We start from the raw sequence: 18,271 nt of genomic DNA, 5'->3' as shown, positions 1-18,271 counted from the left end.
ACCCGGCAAGCACCAGCAGAATCAGCAATCCGCAGCGAAGCGCACGCGTCACGGCAGCGCTCAGCCCTGGCTCAGCGGGCGCAGCTTGTCGCGGTAACGCTGCGCATTGCGCACGTAGATCTTCGGAATCTGCTGCAGCATCTGGATTTCCGCCGGCGACAATTCGCGTACCACCTTCGCCGGGCTGCCCATCAGCAGCACCCCGTCCGGAAACTGCTTCCCCTCCGGCACCAGGCTGCCGGCGCCGACCAGAGAATTCCTGCCGATCACCGCGCGGTTCAGCACCACGCTCTGTATCCCGACCAGGCTGCCGTCGCCGATGGTGCAGCCGTGCAGCATCACCTGGTGGCCGATGGTGCAGTCGCGGCCGATGCTCAGCTTGATGCCGGGATCGGTGTGCAGCACCGAGCCGTCCTGCACATTGCTGTTCTCGCCGACGCTGATGTCGTCGTTGTCGCCGCGCAGCACGCAGCCGAACCAGACGCTGCTGCCGGCGGCGAGCTGCACCGAGCCGATGACGCTGGCACTGTCCGCCACCCAGGCATCGGCGGCAACCCGGGGCACGCGGTCTTCAAGTGCGTAGAGCATAGTCCTGTCTATCCTGTCGATACGTCAGCGCAGCAGCGCCGTCACCCTGCCCGCCGTGGGATGCTCGATCACGCCGCGCTCGCACACGATCGCGTCGATCAATTCCGCCGGCGTGACATCGAATACCGGGTTGAACGCCTGCATGCCGCTGGGCGCGATCTGCTGCCCGCGGAACTCGGTCAGCTCCTCTGCGCTGCGCTCCTCGATCGGGATCGACTCGCCATCGGCGCAATCCAGGTCGAAGGTGCCGGACGGCGCCACCACCATGAACTTCGCGCCGTGGCGCCGCGCGGCAACCGCCAACATGTAGGTGCCGATCTTGTTGGCGGTGTCGCCGTTGGCGGCGATGCGGTCGGCACCGACGATGACCCAGTCGATGCGCTCGATACGCATCAGGTGCGCCGCGGCGCCGTCGGCGATCAGCTTCGTGGGAATGCCCTCGCGCATCAGCTCCCAGGCGGTGAGGCGCGCGCCTTGCAGCCAGGGCCGCGTCTCGGTGTTGTAGACCTGCGCGATCTTGCCCTGCGCATAGGCGGTGCGGATTACGCCCAGCGCGGTGCCGTGGCCGCCGGTGGCCAGCGCGCCGGTGTTGCAATGGGTGATGACGCGCGCATGCTGCGGCAGCAGCGCCGCGCCCAGCTCGCCCATGAGCAGGTTCTGCGCCAGATCCTCTTCGTGGATGCGGCGTGCTTCCACCTCCAGCGCGGCCGCATCGGCGCCGCGCTGCCACAGGCCGCGCAGGCGGGCCAGCGCCCAGCGCAGGTTCACCGCCGTGGGCCGCGAGGCGGCCAGCACGCGCTCGGCCTCTTCGAAGGCATTGCGGTCCTGCCGCACCGCCAGCACCAGGCCGTAGGCGGCGGCAATGCCGATCGCCGGCGCGCCGCGCACCGCCATGCCGTGAATGGCTTCCGCCACCTCGGCGGCGTTGCGGCAGTCGATGTAACTTTCCTGCAACGGCAGCAGGCGTTGATCCAGCAACCGCAGGCGGTCGCCGAGCCAGGCGATGGGCTGTACCGCGTTGATTTCAGGCGCGCTTGTCACAGGGGATTCCGACGGGTCTAATGTCGCGCATTCTACCTTCCTCAATCGCAGGGTTTGTGAATGCAGCCCATTGATCTGCTGGTCCTGCCGCGCTGGCTGGTCCCCATCCAGCCCTCCGGTGTGGTGCTGGAGGAACATGCCCTCGCCGTGGACGGCGGCCGCATCGTCGACGTGCTGCCGGCGGCCTTCGCCCGCCAGGCCTTCCAGCCGCGTGAAACGCTCGAGCTGCCGGACCATGCCCTGATGCCCGGCCTGGTCAACATCCACACCCACTCCGCCATGGCCCTGCTGCGCGGGCTGGCCGACGACCTGCCGCTGATGGACTGGTTGCAGAACCATATCTGGCCGGCGGAAGGCGCCAACGTCAGCTACGCCTTCTGCGCCGACGGCGTGCGCCTGGCCGCCGCCGAGATGATCCGCGGCGGCACCACCTGCTTCAACGACATGTATTTCTTCGCCGACGCCACCGCCGCCGTGGCAGCGGAAGTGGGACTGCGCGCCAACGTCGGTCTGATCGTGCTCGACTTCCCCACCGCCTGGGCGCAGAACTGGGAGGAATACATCCATCGCGGCCTGGAGGTACACGACCGCCTGCGCGGCGATCCGCTGGTGCGCGCGGTATTCGCGCCGCACGCGCCCTATACCGTCTCCGACGCACCGCTGAAGCGGATCCGCGAACTGGCCACCGAACTCGGCATCGGCATCCACATGCACGTGCACGAAACCGCGGCGGAAGTCGAAGGCGGCCTGCAAGCCGCCGGCAAGCGCCCCTGGCAGCGCCTGCGCGAGCTGGACCTGCCGGGCCAGGGCTTCATCGCCGTGCACATGACCCAGCTCACCGACGCGGAAATCGCCGAGGCCGCCAGGCTCGGCGTCAGCGTGGCGCATTGCCCGGAGTCCAATCTCAAGCTGGCCAGCGGCTTCTGCCCGGTGGCGAAGCTGCTCGCCGCCGGCGTCAACGTGGCTCTCGGCACCGATGGCGCCGCCAGCAACAACGATCTCGACATGTTCGGCGAGTTGCGCACCGCCGCCCTGCTGGCCAAGGGCGTCGCCGGCGACGCCAGCGCCCTGCCCGCCGCATCGGCCCTCCACATGGCCACCCTGGCCGGCGCACGGGCACTGGGCCTGGAAGACCGGATCGGCTCGCTGGAAAAGGGCAAGGCGGCGGACTTCATCGCCGTGAACCTCAATCGCCCCGCCACCCAGCCGGTCTACAACGTGCTGTCCCAGCTGGTCTATGCCGCCGGCCGCGACCAGGTCAGCGACGTCTATGTCGCCGGCCGCCCCCTGCTGCGGGACTGTAAACTACTCACCCTCAACGAAGCCGGGACGCTGGCCAAGGCCGCGGAATGGCGCACCAAAATAGCGGGAGGGGAGAAGCGAGAGGCGTGAGGCGAAAAAGCAGGAAAAGCAGCGACTGTTGCGCCGCTCGCCTCTCCCCTCCAGCCTATCGAGTAAATACTGTGCTCAAACAGCACTTTGCGCTACACTCCTTAACCAGTACATGAACACCAACGTCGACAGCGACGAGATCGCCCACTTCGAAAGCCTGGCCACGCGCTGGTGGGATCCGCGCGGCGAGATGGGCGCGCTGCACGTCATCAACCCGGTACGTACCCGCTATATCGAACAGGTCGCGGGCGGCCTCAAGGGCAAGACCGCCCTCGATGTCGGCTGCGGCGGCGGCCTGCTGACCGAGGCCCTGGCCCGCGGCGGCGCAGAAGCGCTGGGTATCGATCTCGCAGCCGCCTCGATCAAGGTGGCGCAGCAGCACGCCCAGGATCAGGGGGTCAAAGCCCAGTACCGCCTGGTCGCCGCCGAAGACCTCGCCGCCGAGCGGCCGGAGAGCTTCGACCTGGTGTGCTGCCTGGAAATGCTGGAGCACGTGCCCGAGCCGGCCGCCGTGGTCGCCGCCTGCGCCCGCCTGGCCAAGCCGGGCGGCACCGTGGTGTTCTCCACCATCAACCGCAACCCCAAGGCCTACGCCCTGATGATCGTGGCGGCGGAGTACACCCTGGGGCTGGTTCCGCGCGGTACCCACGACTACGCCAAGTTCATCCGTCCCTCGGAACTGGACCGCTGGGCGCGCGCCGCCGGACTGGTGCCGCGGGAGGTAATAGGCTTGCGTTACAACCCTTTACTGCGCGCGGCCTCCCTCCAGGCACGCGACGTGGATGTGAATTATCTAATGCATTGTGACAAACCATTCAGTTAAGGTTCATGGCCTGCGCTGATAATGGCCACATGAGGCGGGAAGCCGCGAAGCTACGGTGAAATGATTTTGAAGATGACTCCAAAGTGCGTACTGTTCGACCTGGACGGTACGCTGGTCGACACGGCTCCCGATCTCGGCCTGGCCGCCAACCTGGTCCGCGAAGAACAGGATCTGGCGCCACTCCCCCTCTCCGACTACCGCCCGTACGCCTCCTGCGGCGCGCGGGGCCTGCTCAAGGTGGCGCTGGGAATCAGCATGGACGATCCGGCCTACCCGCAGCGCAAGGAGCGCTTCCTGGTGCATTACCGCGCCAACCTGAGCCGCAACTCCTGCCTGTTTCCGGGCATCGACGAGATGCTGACGGCGCTGGAGCATGCCGGCGTACGCTGGGGCGTGGTCACCAATAAGGTGTCCGAGCTGAGCGAACCGCTGATGCGCGACCTCGGCCTGACTCCGCGCAGCGCCTGCCTGGTCAGCGGCGACAGCACCCCCAAACCCAAGCCCGCGCCCGAGCCGCTGCTGCTGGCCAGCAAGCTGGTCGGCGTCGCCGCCCGCGACTGCCTCTACGTCGGCGACGACGAGCGCGACATCCTCTCCGGCCGTGCCGCGCACATGCGCACCGCCGCCGCCGGCTGGGGCTACATGGGCGACAAGCCCGACCCGCGCAGCTGGTCGGCCGACGTCATCCTCGATATACCAGCCGAACTGGCGCAGCTGCTCGAATTGCGCCGTGCTGCCTGAGGTCGCGGTTCCCGCCGGCTACGCGCCGGCGGATGGCTTGCTGCGTGAACGCGTCATCCTCATCACCGGTGCCGGCGGCGGCGTAGGTTCCGCCGCGGCAATGGCCTGCGCCCGTCACGGCGCCACCCCGGTGCTGCTCGGCCGCAACGTCAGGAAGCTGGAAAAGGTCTACGACGCCATCGAGGCCGGGACGGGCATCAAGCCGGCCATCTACCCGATGAACCTGGCCGGCGCCACCTGGGTCGAAATGGGCGACGTGATCGCCACCATCGAACGCGAATTCGGGCGGCTCGACGGCGTGGTCCACGCCGCCGCGCATTTCACCGTGTTCACCCCGCTGTCCGACGTGGCGCCGCGCGACTGGATGGAAGGCCTGCAGGTCAACCTCACCGCCGCCTATACCCTCACCCGCCTGAGCCTGCCGTTGCTGGAAAAGAGCGCCGATGCCAGCGTGGTATTCCTCACCGATCCGTCGGGCCAAGACAACAAGGCCTACCGCGGCGCCTTCGGCATCGCCAAGTACGCGGTCGAAGGCATGGTGAAGAGCTGGGCCTCCGAGCTGGAAAAGAAAACCCAGCTGCGCCTCAATGCCTACGATCCGGGCCCGCTACGCACATTCCTGCGCCTGAAGGGTTACCCGGGCGAGGACGCGCAGACGGTGCCGCTGCCGGAGAGTGCGATGCCGGGGCTGCTTTACCTGCTCGGGCCGGACAGCGCCGGCCGCAGCGGCCAGCGCTTCAGCGCGGCTCGCTGATCCGTTTCAACTTCCGAATCCGAATAAAGCCGTCATACCGGCGAAAGCCGGTATCCAGAGCAGCGAAAGGATGCACTCCGAACCCCTGGATACCGGCTTTCGCCGGTATGACGCCGTTGGGTTGAGCTTCTCAGCCGCGCGGCTTCTCAACCCCGCGGCTTCGGCTTTGAAGTTTTCCGCTCGGACTTCTTGCGGTCCCGTTCCATGCCGACCTGGGTCAGCAGACGGTTCATTTCGTCCGGGGTCAGCTCGCGATAGCCGCCGGACTTGACGCCGCGGCCCAGTTCGATGGGGCCGTAGCGCACGCGGATCAGGCGGCTCACCTGCAGGCCCTGCGATTCGAGCAGGCGCCGCACCTCGCGGTTGCGACCTTCCTTCAGGGTGGCGCGCCACCACTGGTTGGCGCCCTCGCCGTCCTCGTTGTCGCCCCGCACGAAGCTGTCGAAGTGCGCCATGCCGTCTTCCAGCATCACGCCCTTGCGCAGGTTGCGCAGCACCTCATCGGTCATCTCGCCGAGCACGCGCACCGCGTACTCGCGCTCCATCTCGAAACTCGGATGGGTCAGGCGCCGCGCCAGTTCACCGTCGTTGGTCAGCAGCAGCAGGCCGGAGGTGTTGATGTCGAGGCGGCCGACCGCGATCCAGCGGCCGGTTTCGAGGTCCGGCAGCTTCTTGAAGATGGTCTTGCGCCCTTCGGGATCGTCGCGCGTCACCAGTTCGCCGACCCGCTTCTTGTACAGCAGCACCCGGGTCGCGGCCTGCCTGGCGCCCAGGCGCACCGCCTTGCCGTCGACCTTGACCCGGTCCTTGGCGTCGATCTTCTGGCCCAGGGTGGCCGGCTCGCCGTTGACGCTGATGCGCCCCTCTTCGATAAGGGTCTCGATGGCGCGGCGCGAGGCCACGCCGGCTTCCGCCAGAACTTTCTGGATGCGCTCGCTCAATGGGAGACCGCGCCGTCGGACCGCGGGGGATCTTCTGTCCCGTCATCCGCAACGTCCGCTTCGTGCGCGCCTTCATCATGCACATCATGGTCGTGCACGCCTTCATCGTGCACGCCTTCGTCATGCGGCACTTCGTCCAGCGGCATGTCGTCGTCAACCATTCCTTCGTCGATCGTCCCTTCTTCGGGCGCCTCCTCATCGAGCGCTTCATGAACGACGGAACCGTCATCGTGCGACTCGGGCAGCGCGGCGCCGGCATTCATCGGATCTTCGGCTGCCTCGCGCTCGGCGCGCAGCTCGGCCACCGCATCGGCATTCTGGCCGAGGCGCTTCATCGCCGCTTCCAGCTGGTCGAGGTCCTTGATCTCCGGCAGCGTCGGCAACTGGTCCAGGGACTTGAGATTGAAGTCGTCGAGGAACTGCGGCGCGGTGCCGTACAGCGCCGGGCGGCCCGGTACTTCCTTGTGGCCCACTTCACGCACCCAGCCGCGTTCCAGCAGGGTGCGCAGGATGTTGGTGGACACCGCCACGCCGCGCACATCCTCGATCTCGCCGCGGGTGATGGGCTGGCGGTAGACGATCAGCGCCAGCGTCTCCAGCAGGGCGCGCGAGTACTTTGGCGGCTTCTCCTGCCACAGGCGGCCGACCCACTCGCCGAATTCCGCCCGTACTTGCAGGCGCCAGCCGCTGGCCACTTCCTGCAGCTCGCAGGCGGTGTCGGCATAGCGGGCGCTCATGCGCTCCAGCGCGGCGCGCAGGTCCTTGCGGCCGAGGTTGAATTCCGAGGCCACCAGCTTCTGCATCTGTTCCAGCGGCAGCGGCGCATCGGCTGCGAGCAGCAGCGCTTCCAGAATCAGTTCCAGACGGCGGCCGTAGCCTTGTTCGGCCACCGGCTCTTCGGGCAACTGGTCCGCAACGTGCTCGGGAAGTTGATCCTGATGTTCGGCTTCCGCCTGCTCCGCGACAGGTTCCGCCGTGCCTTCATCGGTGTGCTCGTGCACCTGATCCGCTGCCTGCTCCGGCGCCTCTGACCCATGCTCAGCCGGCTTCCCGGGCGAGGCTTGCGTCGTCTCGGCGGCCGGTTCGGCGGTGGCCTCGTCGAGGTCCTTTTCGGGTGTATCGTTCATGATTCCTCAATCGCAGTTTCACGCGCCCGCGCGTTTTCCACCGTCAGCGGGGCGAACGGCGCCGGCTGCCCGATTTCGAGCAGTCCGGCCTTGACCAGTTCCAGGATCGCCAGCAGGCACACCACCACGCCGGCGCGGCCTTCCGTCAGGTCCACCAGCTCGTCGAAGCGCGCTGGGCCCGCCTGGAGGCGGTCGAGGATGCGGCTCATGCGCTCGCGCACCGACAGCGGCTCGGCTTCCACCGTGTGGTGCTTGAACATATCGGCACGCAGCAGCACTTCGCGGAACGCCAGCATCAGTTCGCGCATGCCCGGCACCGGCAACGGCGCATCGCTCTGGATCTTGTCCGGCCGCGCCTGCGCCAGGAAGATCTCGCGGCTGACGCGCGGCATCGCATCCAGGTTTTCGGCGGCGGTCTTGAAGCGCTCGTACTGCTGCAGGCGGCGCACCAGCTCCATGCGCGGATCGCCCAGTTCCTCTTCCACCGCCGGCGGACGCGGCAGCAGGATGCGGGATTTGATTTCCGCCAGCCAGGCCGCCATCACCAGGTATTCCGCCGCCAGCTCCAGGCGCAGCTCGCGCATCAGCGCGATGTAATCCATGTACTGCTGGGTGATCTTCAGCACCGGGATGTCGAGGATGTCCAGGTTCTGCTTGCGGATCAGGTACAGCAGCAGGTCCAGCGGCCCTTCGAAGGCTTCGAGGAAGACTTCCAGCGCATCCGGCGGGATGTACAGATCCTCCGGCATCTTGAGCAGGTCTTCGCCATGCCAGCGCGCCACGGCGTGCGGCGGCGGCGCGCCATCGGCCGGAGCCGGGGCTGGAGCCGGAGCCTCGCTGTCGATGGCTTCGATCTCGTTCTCGCTCATTGCGGGATGAATCCGAGCACGTCATGCACGCGCTTCAGCGTGGCGTCGGCGCGCAGGGCGGCGCGCTCGGCGCCATCCTTGAGCACGCGCTGCAGGCCGGCGCGATCCTCGCGCAGCTCGTTGTAGCGCGCCTGTACCGGCTTCAGGCATTCCACCACCGCCTCGGCCGTGGCGCCCTTCAGCGCGCCGTAGCCCTGCCCGGCGAAGCGCGCCTCCAGCGCGGCGATGGACTCGCCGCCGGTGGCGGAGAGGATCGACAACAGGTTGGACACGCCCGGCTTCTCGACCGGGGCGTAGCGGATGCTGCCGTCCATGTCGGTGACGGCGCGCTTGATCTTGCGGGCGATGACGTCGGGCGGATCCAGCAGGTAGACCGCGTTGGTCTCGGCATCGTCCGACTTGCTCATCTTCGCCGTCGGTTCCTGCAAGCCCATGATGCGCGCGCCCACCGGCGGGATCATCGGCTCCGGCACCCGGAACACCGGCTGGCCGCCGTTCTGTTCCAGGTAGATGTTGTTGAAGCGGATCGCCACGTCGCGGGTCAGTTCCAGGTGCTGCTTCTGGTCGTCGCCCACCGGCACCTGCGCGGTGTCGTAGAGCAGGATGTCCGCCACCATCAGCACCGGGTAGTCGAACAGGCCGGCGTTGATGTTGTCGACGTGCTTGGCCGACTTGTCCTTGAACTGCGTCATGCGGTTCAGCTCGCCCATCTGCGTGTAGCAGTTGAGCACCCAGCTCAGGCGCGCGTGCGCCGCCACGTGGCTCTGCACGAACAGCACGTTCTGCGCCGGGTCCAGGCCGCAGGCGATATACAGCGCCATGAATTCGTAGCAGCGCTCGCGCAACACCTTCGGGTCCTGGCGCACGGTGATGGCGTGCAGGTCCACCAGCATGTAGTAGCAGTCGTACTGCGCGTGCAGCGGCAGCCAGTTCTTGATCGCGCCCAGGTAGTTGCCGATGGTCAGGCGGCCCGAGGGCTGGATGCCGGAAAGGACGACGGGGCGTGGAGGGGGGGTCGCGTTCATGCGGATCGGAAAAAGTACGGCCTAAAACGGATTGATGCCGAGCATCCGGGAAATGCCCACCAGGGACAGCACGAACGGCCAGTACAGGATCTTGCCCAGCAAAGAGCTGACCGCCAGGAGGACCAGGATCAACATGCCGTAGGGCTCGATCCTGGCGAAGCGGAAGGCGGCGCGCGGCGGCAGCACGCCCATCAGGACGCGCCCGCCATCCAGCGGCGGCAGCGGCAGCAGGTTCAGCACCATCAACGAGACATTGATGACCATGCCGGCCCGTCCCATCAGGCGGACGCCGTACCATACGCCCTCCTGGGCGCCGGTATCGGCGGCGAGCTTGAATACCAGGCCCCAGCAGATGGCCATTGCCAGGTTCGACAAGGGCCCCGCCGCGGCCACCACCGCCATGTCCGTCCGCGGCTTGCGGAAATTGCGCCAGTCCACCGGCACCGGCTTGGCCCAGCCGAACAGGAAGCCCCCGCCCATGGCCAGCAGGACGCCCGGCACCAGCACCGTCCCCACCGGATCGACATGCCGCAGCGGGTTCAGGCTCAGCCGCCCCAGCTTGTAGGCCGTGGCATCGCCCAGCGAGCGCGCCACCCAGCCGTGCGCGACCTCGTGCAAGGTAATGGCGAAAATGACGGGGAGCGCCCAGACTGCAAGGGTCTGGACAATATTCAGCGAAGCATCCATCGATCGATTATACCGTCCGGGCGGTCATAAATCCGGCACAAAGGGCGCCGCGGCCAAGCCGGGTTTCAGGCTTCGGCCAGCCCCAGGCCCGATACATCCCCCCGACCCTGCCGCACCAGCACCGGGGCGTCCCCGGTCAGGTCGATCACCGTGGTCGGCTGCAGGCCGCAGGGGCCGCCGTCCAGCACCAGGTCGACCTGGTGTTCCAGCTCGGCGCGGTAGTCGTTCGGGTCGCTCACCGGCTCCTCGGCGTCCGGGAATTGCAGGGTGCAGCTCATCAGGGGCTCGTTCAGCAGCTCCAGCAGGGCCTGGGTCACCTTGTGCTCCGGCACGCGGATGCCGATGGTCTTGCGCTTCTCGTGGACCAAGCGGCGGGGCAATTCGCGCGAGCCTTCCAGGATGAAGGTGTACGGCCCCGGTGTCAGCGCCTTGAGCAGGCGGTATTGCCAGTTGTCGACCCGCGCGTAGGTGGCGATCTCCGACAGGTCGCGGCACACCAGGGTGAACATGTGGTGCTTGTCGAACTGGCGGATCCTGCGGATGCGCTCCGCCGCATCCTTGTCGCCCAGATGACAGCCCAGGGCGTAACAGGAATCGGTGGGATAGGCGATCACGTCACCCGCGCGAACGCGGTCCGCCGCGCGCTGCAGCCAGCGCTTCTGCGGATCGATCGGATGAAGTTCCAGCCATTCAGCGGACATCCGGTAATTTTCGCAGATTATTGAATCCAGGTGATCGCAAGCGTCATCTGACCAGCGGCACTTGCCTGATTTTCCATTGACGGTAGATATAATCGCCCCATGAATGCATTGATCGACCTGCTGCCCATCGTCCTGTTCGGCGCCGCCTATTTCCTGCGCGGCATCTATGTCGCTACAGGCGTGCTGATCGTCACCTGCTTTGCCGTGGTAGCGATCTCCTGGCTGCGCACCGGCAAGGTGCAGAAGATGCAACTGGTCACGGCAATCATGGCGGCGGTATTCGGCGGGATGACCATCTACCTGCACAATCCGGAATTCATCAAGCTCAAGTTCAGCCTGGTCTACGTATTCTTCGCCGCGGCCCTGCTGGCCAGCCATTTCATCGGCGACAAGGTGCTGCTGGCGCGCATCCCGCAGGAGGCCCTCAAGTTGCCGGACGCGGTCTGGCGCCGCCTCAACCTCGCCTGGGTGATCTACTTCCTGCTGCTGGCCGCGGTGAACCTGTACATCGCGCAGAATTTCAGCGAGGCGTTCTGGGTCAAGTTCAAGCTTGCCTCGGTATTCCTGCCGGTGGTATTCATGTTGATGCAGGCGCCGTTCCTGGCGCGCTACCTGGAGTCCGATCCGGAAAAAGACCATGCGCGTTGAACGCATCCGCCAGAAGCTGCAGGACGAACTCAAGCCGCTGCGGCTGGAGATCGAGGACGAGGGGCACAAGCATGTCGGCCATGCCCACGCCGACGGCGGCCACTTCCGCGTGTTCATCGTCTGCCCGGCGTTCGCCGGCAAGCCGCTGATCGCCCGCCACCGCATGGTGTACGAAGCGTTGAGCGAGCAGATGCGCGAGGAGATCCATGCGCTGTCGATCGTGGCGCGGGCGCCCGAGGAAGTCACGGACAACGGTTAGGTACCGCAGCTTCCGTATTTTCCGTGGTCCGGGATGAGCGCAACGAATCCCGGCGGGGGCATGAAGCGCCGGGTTTCACTGCGTTCAACCCGACCCGCGAAAGCGCATCAGCCCTCGATCAGGGCGCGCAGGCCGGCCAGGTCGATCACCGGCACCCCCAGCTTCTCGGCCTTGGCCAGCTTCGAGCCGGCGGCCTCGCCGGCCAGCAGGTAATCGGTCTTGGCGGAGATGCTCCCTGAAACCTTGCCGCCATTGGCTTCGATCAGCGCGCCGGCCTCGTCGCGGCTGATGCCCGGCAAGGTGCCGGTGATGACCAGGGTCTTGCCGCTGAGCGGGCCGCTGGCGGCGGCCTTGGGTGGCGGCCAGTGGATGCCGGCGTCGAGCAATGCCTTGATCGCCTTGCGGTTGCGCGGCTCGGCGAAGAAATGGCACAGGTGCGCGGCGACGATCGGCCCCACGTCCGGAACCTTGCGCAGTTCGGGGTAGCGGTCCTTGGGCTTGACCGCCTCGTCGCCCTCGGTGAGGAGATCGCGCTGCGTCGCCTCGATCAGCGCGTCGAGCGTGCCGAAATGCCGCGCCAGGTCGCGCGCCGTGGTCTCGCCGACATCCGGAATGCCGAGGGCGTAGAGGAAGCGGTCGAAGCGGCTGTCCTTGCTCTTCTCGACGGCCGCGACCACGTTCTCGGCGGACTTCTCGCCCATCCGTTCCAGGGCAGCGAGTTGTTCCGCATCGAGGCTGTAGATATCCGCCGGCGCCCGCACCAGGCCGATATCGATCAACTGCGCCAGCAGTTTCTCGCCGAGACCCTCGATGTCCATCGCCTTGCGCGAGACGTAGTGCTGCAGCGCGCCGTGCAGCTGCGCGCGGCAGGACAGTCCGTTGGTGCAGCGCGCCGCCACCTCGCCTTCGGCGCGTTCGACATGGCCGCCGCACACCGGACAGGTCAGCGGCAACTCGACCTTGCGCGCGTGGTGGGGACGCCGCTCCAGCACCACACCCTTGACCTCGGGAATGACGTCGCCGGCGCGGCGCACGATCACCGTATCGCCGATGCGCACATCCTTGCGCTCGACCTCGTCCATGTTGTGCAGCGTGGCGTTGGAAACGTTGGCGCCGCCGACGAATACCGGCTTGAGCCGCGCCACCGGCGTCAGGGTGCCGGTGCGACCGACCTGGAATTCGACGTTCTCCAGCAGCGTCACCGCTTCTTCCGCGGGAAACTTGTGCGCGATGGCCCAGCGCGGCGCGCGCGACACCGAACCCAGCTCATCGCGCCCGGCCAGGTCATTTAGCTTGTAGACCACGCCGTCGATATCGAAACCCAGGCCGGCACGCTTCGCCTGCATGTCCCGGTAGTACGCCAGGCAGCCGGCGGGCCCCTGCACCACCTGGATCAGGTCGGAAACCGGGAAGCCCCACTCGCGCAGCAGGGCCAGCACTTCATGATGGGTCTTGGGCTGCGTCCAGCCCTGCTGGAATCCGACCGCATAGGCATACAGGGCCAGGGGCCGCGCGGCGGTATTCTTCGGATCGAGCTGGCGCAGCGAGCCGGCGGCGGCATTGCGCGGATTGACGTACAGCTTCTCCCCTTTCGCCGCGGCCTCGGCGTTCATCCGGTCGAAGCCGGCGCGGGGCAGATACACCTCGCCGCGCACCTCGATGATCTTCGGTGCGGGATGCTTCTTGCCCTGCCGCAGGGACAGCGGCAGCCGGCGGATGGTGCGCAGGTTGGCGGTGATGTCCTCGCCGGTTTCGCCGTCGCCGCGGGTGGCGCCCTGCACGAACACGCCGTCCTCGTAGATCAGCGACACCGCCAGCCCGTCGAGCTTGGGCTCGGCCACGTACTCGACCGTTTCCAGACCCAGGCCCTCGCGCACGCGGCGATCGAACTCGCCCAGTTCCTCCTCGCTGAAACAGTTGTTGAGCGACTGCATCGGCTGCCGGTGCGTGACCGGCGCGAATTCCTTCAGCGCCGCGCCGCCGACGCGCTGCGTCGGCGAATCCGCGGTGCGCAACTCGGGGTGCCGGCTTTCCAGTTCCTGCAGTTCGCGGAACAGCCGGTCGTACTCGGCGTCCGGCAGGCTCGGATCGTCGAGAACGTAATAGCGGTGGTTCGCCTCGTCCAGCTGCTGGCGCAGCTCGGCGGCGCGCTTGGCGGGAGCGGTCACGTCATTACCCCCTGGGCGTGATTCATCCAGCGCTGAACAGACCTAACCGTTCGCGGCCCAGGCTTCCACTTCGAGCTGCAGGTTGCGCGCGGCGCCGGGCGACAGCGGCTTGCGCTTGGAGTCATAGACCTCGGCGTTGAGCGCGCGGGCCAGACGCTCGGCCGTGGTCAGCATGTCCTTGATCGCCTCCGCCGGCTTCTGCGGGCCGGGCAGCACCATGAACAGGGTCAGGCCGGGCGTGGAGAAGCTGTCGGCCTGGGCCGGATCCAGGTGCCCCGGCTTGAGCAGGCTGGCGACGCTGAATACCGGCTCGGTGCCGAGCATGCGGTGATAGATCTGGCGCGCGCCGAATTCCAGCCGCTGGGCGCGCAGGGCATCGTGGATCTGGCCGCCGAGGATGTGGGTGCCCTCGCGCTCGGCGATGAGCAGCGACACGATCTTCTCGCTGACCGGCGCGCGGGGCGCCACCGTCGGGGTCTTCCTGGCCGAAGCGGCGCCGATCGGCGCCGCAGCGCCGCCTTCGGCGGCCGGGGCGGGCATCTCGTTGCCGGCGGCGTCGAAGCTCGGCGCCACCCGGCGCGGCTTGCCCACGCCGAATTCGTCGAACTGCTGGTTCTCGCTGTTGAAGATGTCGAGCTGGCGATCCTTGGCCCTGGCCGGCGGCAGCAAGGGCTCATCCGGCTCGCTGGAGCCCTCCATGGCGCGGCGATCGCGGCGCGAATAGAGATAGACGGCGACGACCGCCACCACCCCGAAAATCAGCAACGCCCACTGCAATGGACTCATTTGTTTACGCCTCAGCCCTTGTCACGCCTCAGCCCTAGCCTCGTTCTGGCCCGCCAGCTGGACGGCCTGCTGCACGTCCACGCTTACCAGGCGCGACACGCCCGGCTCCTGCATGGTGACGCCGTGCAGGTGCTCGGCCAGCTCCATGGTGATCTTGTTATGCGTAATGATAATGAATTGAACGTTTTGCGCCATTTCGCGTACCACTTCGCAGAAACGGCCCACATTCGCATCATCCATCGGCGCGTCCACTTCGTCCATCAGGCAGAACGGTGCCGGGTTGAGCTGGAACAGGCCCAGCAGCAGGGCCACGGCCACCATCGCCTTCTCGCCGCCGGACAGCATCTGGATCGAGCTGTTGCGCTTGCCGGGCGGGCGGGCCATGACACGCACGCCGGTTTCCAGCAGGTCGTCGCCGGTCAGCTCCAGATAGGCCTCGCCGCCGCCGAACAGCTGCGGGAAGCGCGCCTTGAAGATCTCGTTGACCTTGTCGAAGGTGGTCTTGAAGCGATCCTGCGTCTCGTTGTCGAGCTTGCGCATCGCGTCTTCCAGCGTGGTCAGGGCCTGGCTGACGTCGGCGTGCTGCGCGATCAGGTAGGCCTCGCGCTCGCGCCCCTCGTCCAGTTCCTGGATCGCCGCCAGGTTGATGGCGCCGAGACGGTCGATGCGGCGGCCGATCTGCGCCACCTTCTCTTCCCACACCGTCGCCGTGGCGTTTTCGTCCAGTTCCGGCGCCAGCTCGGCGCGGCCATAGCCGGTTTCGGCGAACTGCGCTTCCACACCGTCGCGGCGGGCGCGCAGGTTCTCGAATTCCAGACGCAGGCGCTGCAAGGCTTCCTGCGCGGCCTCCTTGGCGGCTTCGGCGGCATGCACGGCACGTACCGCGTTGCCGAGGGCGGCTTCGGCCGCCACCTGCCGGTCGCGCGCCAGGCGCAGGCGCTCGCGCACGGTCTGCACCGCGTCGCGCGCCGCTTCGACCTGGGCGGTCTGCTCGGCGATGGGGGTATCCAGCTCCTCGCCGGCCGCGCGGCGCGCGCTGCGCTGCGTTTCCGCCACTTCGACCTGCTCGGCCAGGGAGCGCAGGGCCTGCTCCACCGCCGCCAGGGCGCTGTTGTGGCCGGCGAGCTGCACCTGGGTCTGGCCGCGCTGCTGCGCGGCGGTCTGGGCCGCGCCGCGGGCCTGCTGCAGGGCCTCGCGCGCCGTCACCAGGGCGCGATTGCGGTCGCCGCGCTCGATGTTCAGGCGCTGCGCGGTTTCCTCCAGGCCGACTAGGCGGGCGCGGGAGGTTTCCAGCTCCTGCGTCTGCTGGCTGGCCTGGGCCGCCAGGGCGTCGATTTCCTGGGTCAGGGCGCGCAGGCGCGATTCGGTCTGCTCCAGGCGCACGGCCTGGGCCTGGCGCTCGGCCATGCGCTGGGCCTGGCGCATGCGCGACTGGTCGGTGCGCACCACCAGGCTGCGGCGTTCGTTCTCCATCTGCGTCTGGCGCGCGCGCAGTTCGTTCAGCTCCTGTTCGCGCGTCTGCACCGACTGGGTGTGTTCCTCGACCTGGGTCTTGAGCTGCTTCAGCAGCAGGCCGCGCGCGATGACGCCGGAATGGGCCGGATCCAGGCGCGGGTAGCGCAGCCAGGAACGGCCGCGCCAGACGCCGTCCGGCGTGATGACCGAGCCGCCGGGAGTGAGGTTGGCGGCAAAGCGCATCGCCTCTTCGGCGTTGTCGGCGATGCGGATATGGGACAGCCAGTCCAGCACGGCGGCGGGGCCGGTGACCTTGGCCGCCAGGGTGCCGGCTTCCTCGGCGAATCCGGCTTCGCCGTGGAGCAGCAGGGCGCCGGCCTTGGGGCCGACCGGCTGGGCGCGCTGCATCTCGCTCCAGTCCGGCAGCAGCGGCGCCTGCAACAGGCCGCTGAGCACGTGTTCGACGGCGGCTTCCCAGCCGGTTTCGACCTGCAGCGCCGAGGCCAGGCGCGGCAGCTCCGCCCAGTCATGGGTGCGCAGCCAGCCGGTCAGTTCGGCATCGTCCTCGCGCAGGGCGGCCTGCTGCAGGGTCTCCAGCGAGGCGAAACGGCCGCGGGCGCTCTGCAACGCCTGCCGCGATTCGTGCAGGGCGGTTTCCACCGCGGCGCGCTGGTCGCGGAGGGCCTGCAGCTCACGATCGGCGTTCTGCAGCTTGGCCTGGGCTTCGCCCAGTTCCTGGTCGAGCGTGGCCAGTTCGGCTTCCGCGTCGGCCAGCGAAGCCTGGATCGGGCTGGCATCGAGGCCGCCGCGCTCGCCCTGCAGGCGGCGCAGGCGCTCCTCGATCTGCTGGCGGGCGCGGTCCAGGCCCTGCACGTGCACGCGTTCGCCTTCGGCTTCCAGCAAGGGCGCCTGCGAACGCTGTGAAAATTCCTCCCACAATCCCTGCTCGTCGACCAGGGTCTGCTCGGCCGTGGCGAGGCGGTACTGGGCTTCCTGCTCCTGCTCCTCGGCGGCGGCAACGCGGGTCTGCGCCGCGCCGACCGCCTCGGTCAGGCCCTGCTGGCGCTGCAATTCCTGCTGGCGCCGGCGCTGCAATTCGGCCAGGGCCGTTTCCAGCTGCTCCAGCTCGCGCACCCGCAGGTTCTTCATCTCGCGGGCATGGGCCAGGTTCTGTTCCTGGCGCGCCAGGGCGGCTTCGGCCTCGTAGACCTGCGCCTGCTCCGCATTCAGCGCGGTGCCGGCCTCGCGCACGGAGCCCTCATTGGCGCCGCGGGCTTCTTCGGCGGCGACCACGGCGGCACGGGCGGCTTCGAGCTGCTGCTCGTGCTCGGTGATGGCGGTTTCCTGCACCACCGCCTGGGCATCCAGGGCGCGCAGGCGCAGCAACAGCACTTCCGCTTTAAGCCTGCGCTCTTCTTCCTTGAATTGCTTGTACTTTTCGGCGTTGGAGGCCTGCTTGGCCAAGACTTCGAGTCTTGCCGTAAGTTCGCCCTGCAAATCCTGGAGGCGCGAGAGGTTTTCGCGGGTCTGGCGGATGCGGGATTCGGTTTCGCGGCGGCGCTCACGGTACTTGGAGATGCCGGCCGCCTCCTCCAGCCATTGCCGCAGCTCTTCCGGCTTGGCCTCGACCATGCGCGAGACCATGCCCTGCTCGATGATGGCGTACTGGTTCTTGCCGCCGAGGCCGGTGCCGAGGAACAGGTCGGTGACGTCACGCTTCAGGCACTTCTGGCCGTTGAGGTAGTACTGCGAACCACCGTCGCGGGTCAGCTCGCGTTTGACGGCGATTTCGGCGTAGGCTGCATAGGGGCCGGTGATCTGGAAGTCGCTGTTGTCGAACTGCAGCTCGACGCTGGCGCGACCGGCCGGCTTGCGCGTGCGCGAGCCGTTGAAGATGACGTCCTCGGTCTCGGTGCCGCGCAGGTTCTTGATACTGGTTTCGCCCAGCACCCAGCGCACCGCGTCGATGATGTTGGACTTGCCGCAGCCATTGGGGCCGACGACGGACGTGAGCCTGCTGGGCAATGGCAGGCTGCTCGGGTCAACAAAGGATTTGAACCCGGCGAGCTTGATTCCGGATAAGCGCATTTACGGCTTTGAATTGTTGGGGCCTGTGCGGTGCAAAAGCCCGCCCAGGTCATGAGTTCTGGAAAGGGCTTAGTGTAAAGGATTGCAGGCATGTGAACAGCCGGCCCCCGCCCCCCTGGCAAAATTGGCAAAATGGGGTCTGGTGGCGCTTATTTGATCGCTGCGTTGCAGTCCCAAA

17 protein-coding genes are annotated in these 18,271 nt (G+C 67.5%); 6 read left to right on the top strand and 11 right to left on the bottom strand.

Annotation, left to right across the window (positions count from 1 at the left end; translation table 11 throughout):
• Positions 1–60: 60 nt before the first annotated feature.
• Both BP26_RS0108685 and mtnA read right to left on the bottom strand, forming a co-directional pair.
• Positions 61–588, bottom strand: coding sequence for a gamma carbonic anhydrase family protein (locus BP26_RS0108685; RefSeq protein WP_029920185.1), 528 nt, complete (start codon positions 586–588; stop codon positions 61–63).
• A 24-nt stretch (positions 589–612) separates the two neighbouring features.
• A complete protein-coding gene (mtnA, locus tag BP26_RS0108680) occupies positions 613–1,629 on the bottom strand; it encodes an S-methyl-5-thioribose-1-phosphate isomerase (RefSeq protein ID WP_029920184.1) in 1,017 nt (338 codons plus the stop codon).
• A 60-nt stretch (positions 1,630–1,689) separates the two neighbouring features.
• On the opposite strand from mtnA, the gene BP26_RS0108675 reads away from it, so the two are divergent.
• From BP26_RS0108675 to BP26_RS0108660, 4 genes are all read left to right on the top strand, one after another.
• Entirely contained in the window at positions 1,690–3,021 is a 1,332-nt protein-coding gene (locus tag BP26_RS0108675; protein WP_029920183.1) for a TRZ/ATZ family hydrolase, read from the top strand.
• A 112-nt stretch (positions 3,022–3,133) separates the two neighbouring features.
• Positions 3,134–3,844: a bifunctional 2-polyprenyl-6-hydroxyphenol methylase/3-demethylubiquinol 3-O-methyltransferase UbiG gene (gene ubiG / locus BP26_RS0108670; protein WP_029920182.1), complete on the top strand. Its 711-nt coding sequence runs from the start codon at positions 3,134–3,136 to the stop codon at positions 3,842–3,844.
• A gap of 72 nt (positions 3,845–3,916) precedes the next feature.
• Positions 3,917–4,585, top strand: coding sequence for an HAD family hydrolase (locus BP26_RS0108665; RefSeq protein ID WP_245611757.1), 669 nt, complete (start codon positions 3,917–3,919; stop codon positions 4,583–4,585).
• Positions 4,575–5,339: an SDR family NAD(P)-dependent oxidoreductase gene (locus BP26_RS0108660; RefSeq protein ID WP_245611756.1), complete on the top strand. Its 765-nt coding sequence runs from the start codon at positions 4,575–4,577 to the stop codon at positions 5,337–5,339. The genes BP26_RS0108665 and BP26_RS0108660 overlap by 11 nt, the downstream gene beginning before the upstream one ends.
• 146 nt (positions 5,340–5,485) lie before the next feature.
• Here BP26_RS0108660 and rluB read toward each other — a convergent pair whose 3' ends face one another.
• The 6 genes from rluB to BP26_RS0108630 all read right to left on the bottom strand — a co-directional run bounded on the left by rluB (position 5,486) and on the right by BP26_RS0108630 (position 10,689).
• A complete protein-coding gene (gene rluB / locus BP26_RS0108655; RefSeq protein ID WP_051748687.1) occupies positions 5,486–6,280 on the bottom strand; it encodes a 23S rRNA pseudouridine(2605) synthase RluB in 795 nt (264 codons plus the stop codon).
• Positions 6,277–7,407: an SMC-Scp complex subunit ScpB gene (scpB, locus tag BP26_RS28380; protein ID WP_084182923.1), complete on the bottom strand. Its 1,131-nt coding sequence runs from the start codon at positions 7,405–7,407 to the stop codon at positions 6,277–6,279. The genes rluB and scpB overlap by 4 nt, the downstream gene beginning before the upstream one ends.
• Positions 7,404–8,276 (bottom strand): segregation and condensation protein A, encoded by an 873-nt coding sequence (locus BP26_RS0108645; protein ID WP_029920177.1) that lies wholly within the window; start codon positions 8,274–8,276, stop codon positions 7,404–7,406. Before BP26_RS0108645 ends, scpB begins: the two co-directional genes overlap by 4 nt.
• Positions 8,273–9,301 (bottom strand): tryptophan--tRNA ligase, encoded by a 1,029-nt coding sequence (trpS, locus tag BP26_RS0108640; protein ID WP_029920176.1) that lies wholly within the window; start codon positions 9,299–9,301, stop codon positions 8,273–8,275. Before trpS ends, BP26_RS0108645 begins: the two co-directional genes overlap by 4 nt.
• 21 nt (positions 9,302–9,322) lie before the next feature.
• Entirely contained in the window at positions 9,323–9,988 is a 666-nt protein-coding gene (locus BP26_RS0108635) for a site-2 protease family protein (RefSeq protein ID WP_029920175.1), read from the bottom strand.
• Between the two features lie 65 nt (positions 9,989–10,053).
• Complete coding sequence (locus BP26_RS0108630) at positions 10,054–10,689, bottom strand: L-threonylcarbamoyladenylate synthase (protein ID WP_029920174.1); 636 nt, start codon at positions 10,687–10,689, stop codon at positions 10,054–10,056.
• Positions 10,690–10,788: 99 nt separating this feature from the next.
• Here BP26_RS0108630 and BP26_RS0108625 point away from each other — a divergent pair, with 99 nt between their 5' ends.
• Together BP26_RS0108625 and BP26_RS0108620 are read left to right on the top strand one after the other, a co-directional pair.
• Positions 10,789–11,337 carry an inner membrane-spanning protein YciB gene (locus BP26_RS0108625; RefSeq protein WP_029920173.1) on the top strand — a complete coding sequence of 183 codons (549 nt, stop codon included), beginning with the start codon at positions 10,789–10,791 and terminating at the stop codon, positions 11,335–11,337.
• Positions 11,327–11,596, top strand: a complete 270-nt coding sequence (locus BP26_RS0108620; protein WP_029920172.1) for a BolA family protein — start codon at positions 11,327–11,329, stop codon at positions 11,594–11,596. Before BP26_RS0108625 ends, BP26_RS0108620 begins: the two co-directional genes overlap by 11 nt.
• A gap of 107 nt (positions 11,597–11,703) precedes the next feature.
• Here the strand turns inward: BP26_RS0108620 and ligA are convergent, their stop codons facing one another.
• The 3 genes from ligA to smc are packed head-to-tail and all read right to left on the bottom strand — an operon-like array spanning position 11,704 to position 18,093.
• The gene (gene ligA / locus BP26_RS0108615) at positions 11,704–13,764 is read right to left on the bottom strand and encodes an NAD-dependent DNA ligase LigA (protein ID WP_029920171.1); all 2,061 of its coding nucleotides are present in this window, start codon (positions 13,762–13,764) and stop codon (positions 11,704–11,706) included.
• A 42-nt stretch (positions 13,765–13,806) separates the two neighbouring features.
• A complete protein-coding gene (locus BP26_RS27480) occupies positions 13,807–14,550 on the bottom strand; it encodes a cell division protein ZipA (protein WP_084182922.1) in 744 nt (247 codons plus the stop codon).
• 21 nt (positions 14,551–14,571) lie between these two features.
• Positions 14,572–18,093 (bottom strand): chromosome segregation protein SMC, encoded by a 3,522-nt coding sequence (gene smc / locus BP26_RS0108605; RefSeq protein ID WP_029920169.1) that lies wholly within the window; start codon positions 18,091–18,093, stop codon positions 14,572–14,574.
• Between the last annotated feature and the right edge of the window lie 178 nt (positions 18,094–18,271).

It is taken from the genome of Nevskia soli DSM 19509, assembly GCF_000711955.1.
GTDB classification, from domain to species: Bacteria; Pseudomonadota; Gammaproteobacteria; order Nevskiales; family Nevskiaceae; genus Nevskia; species Nevskia soli.
The sequence above is the reverse complement of the archived record's forward strand: the minus strand, read 5'-3'. Positions and strand labels throughout refer to the sequence as shown.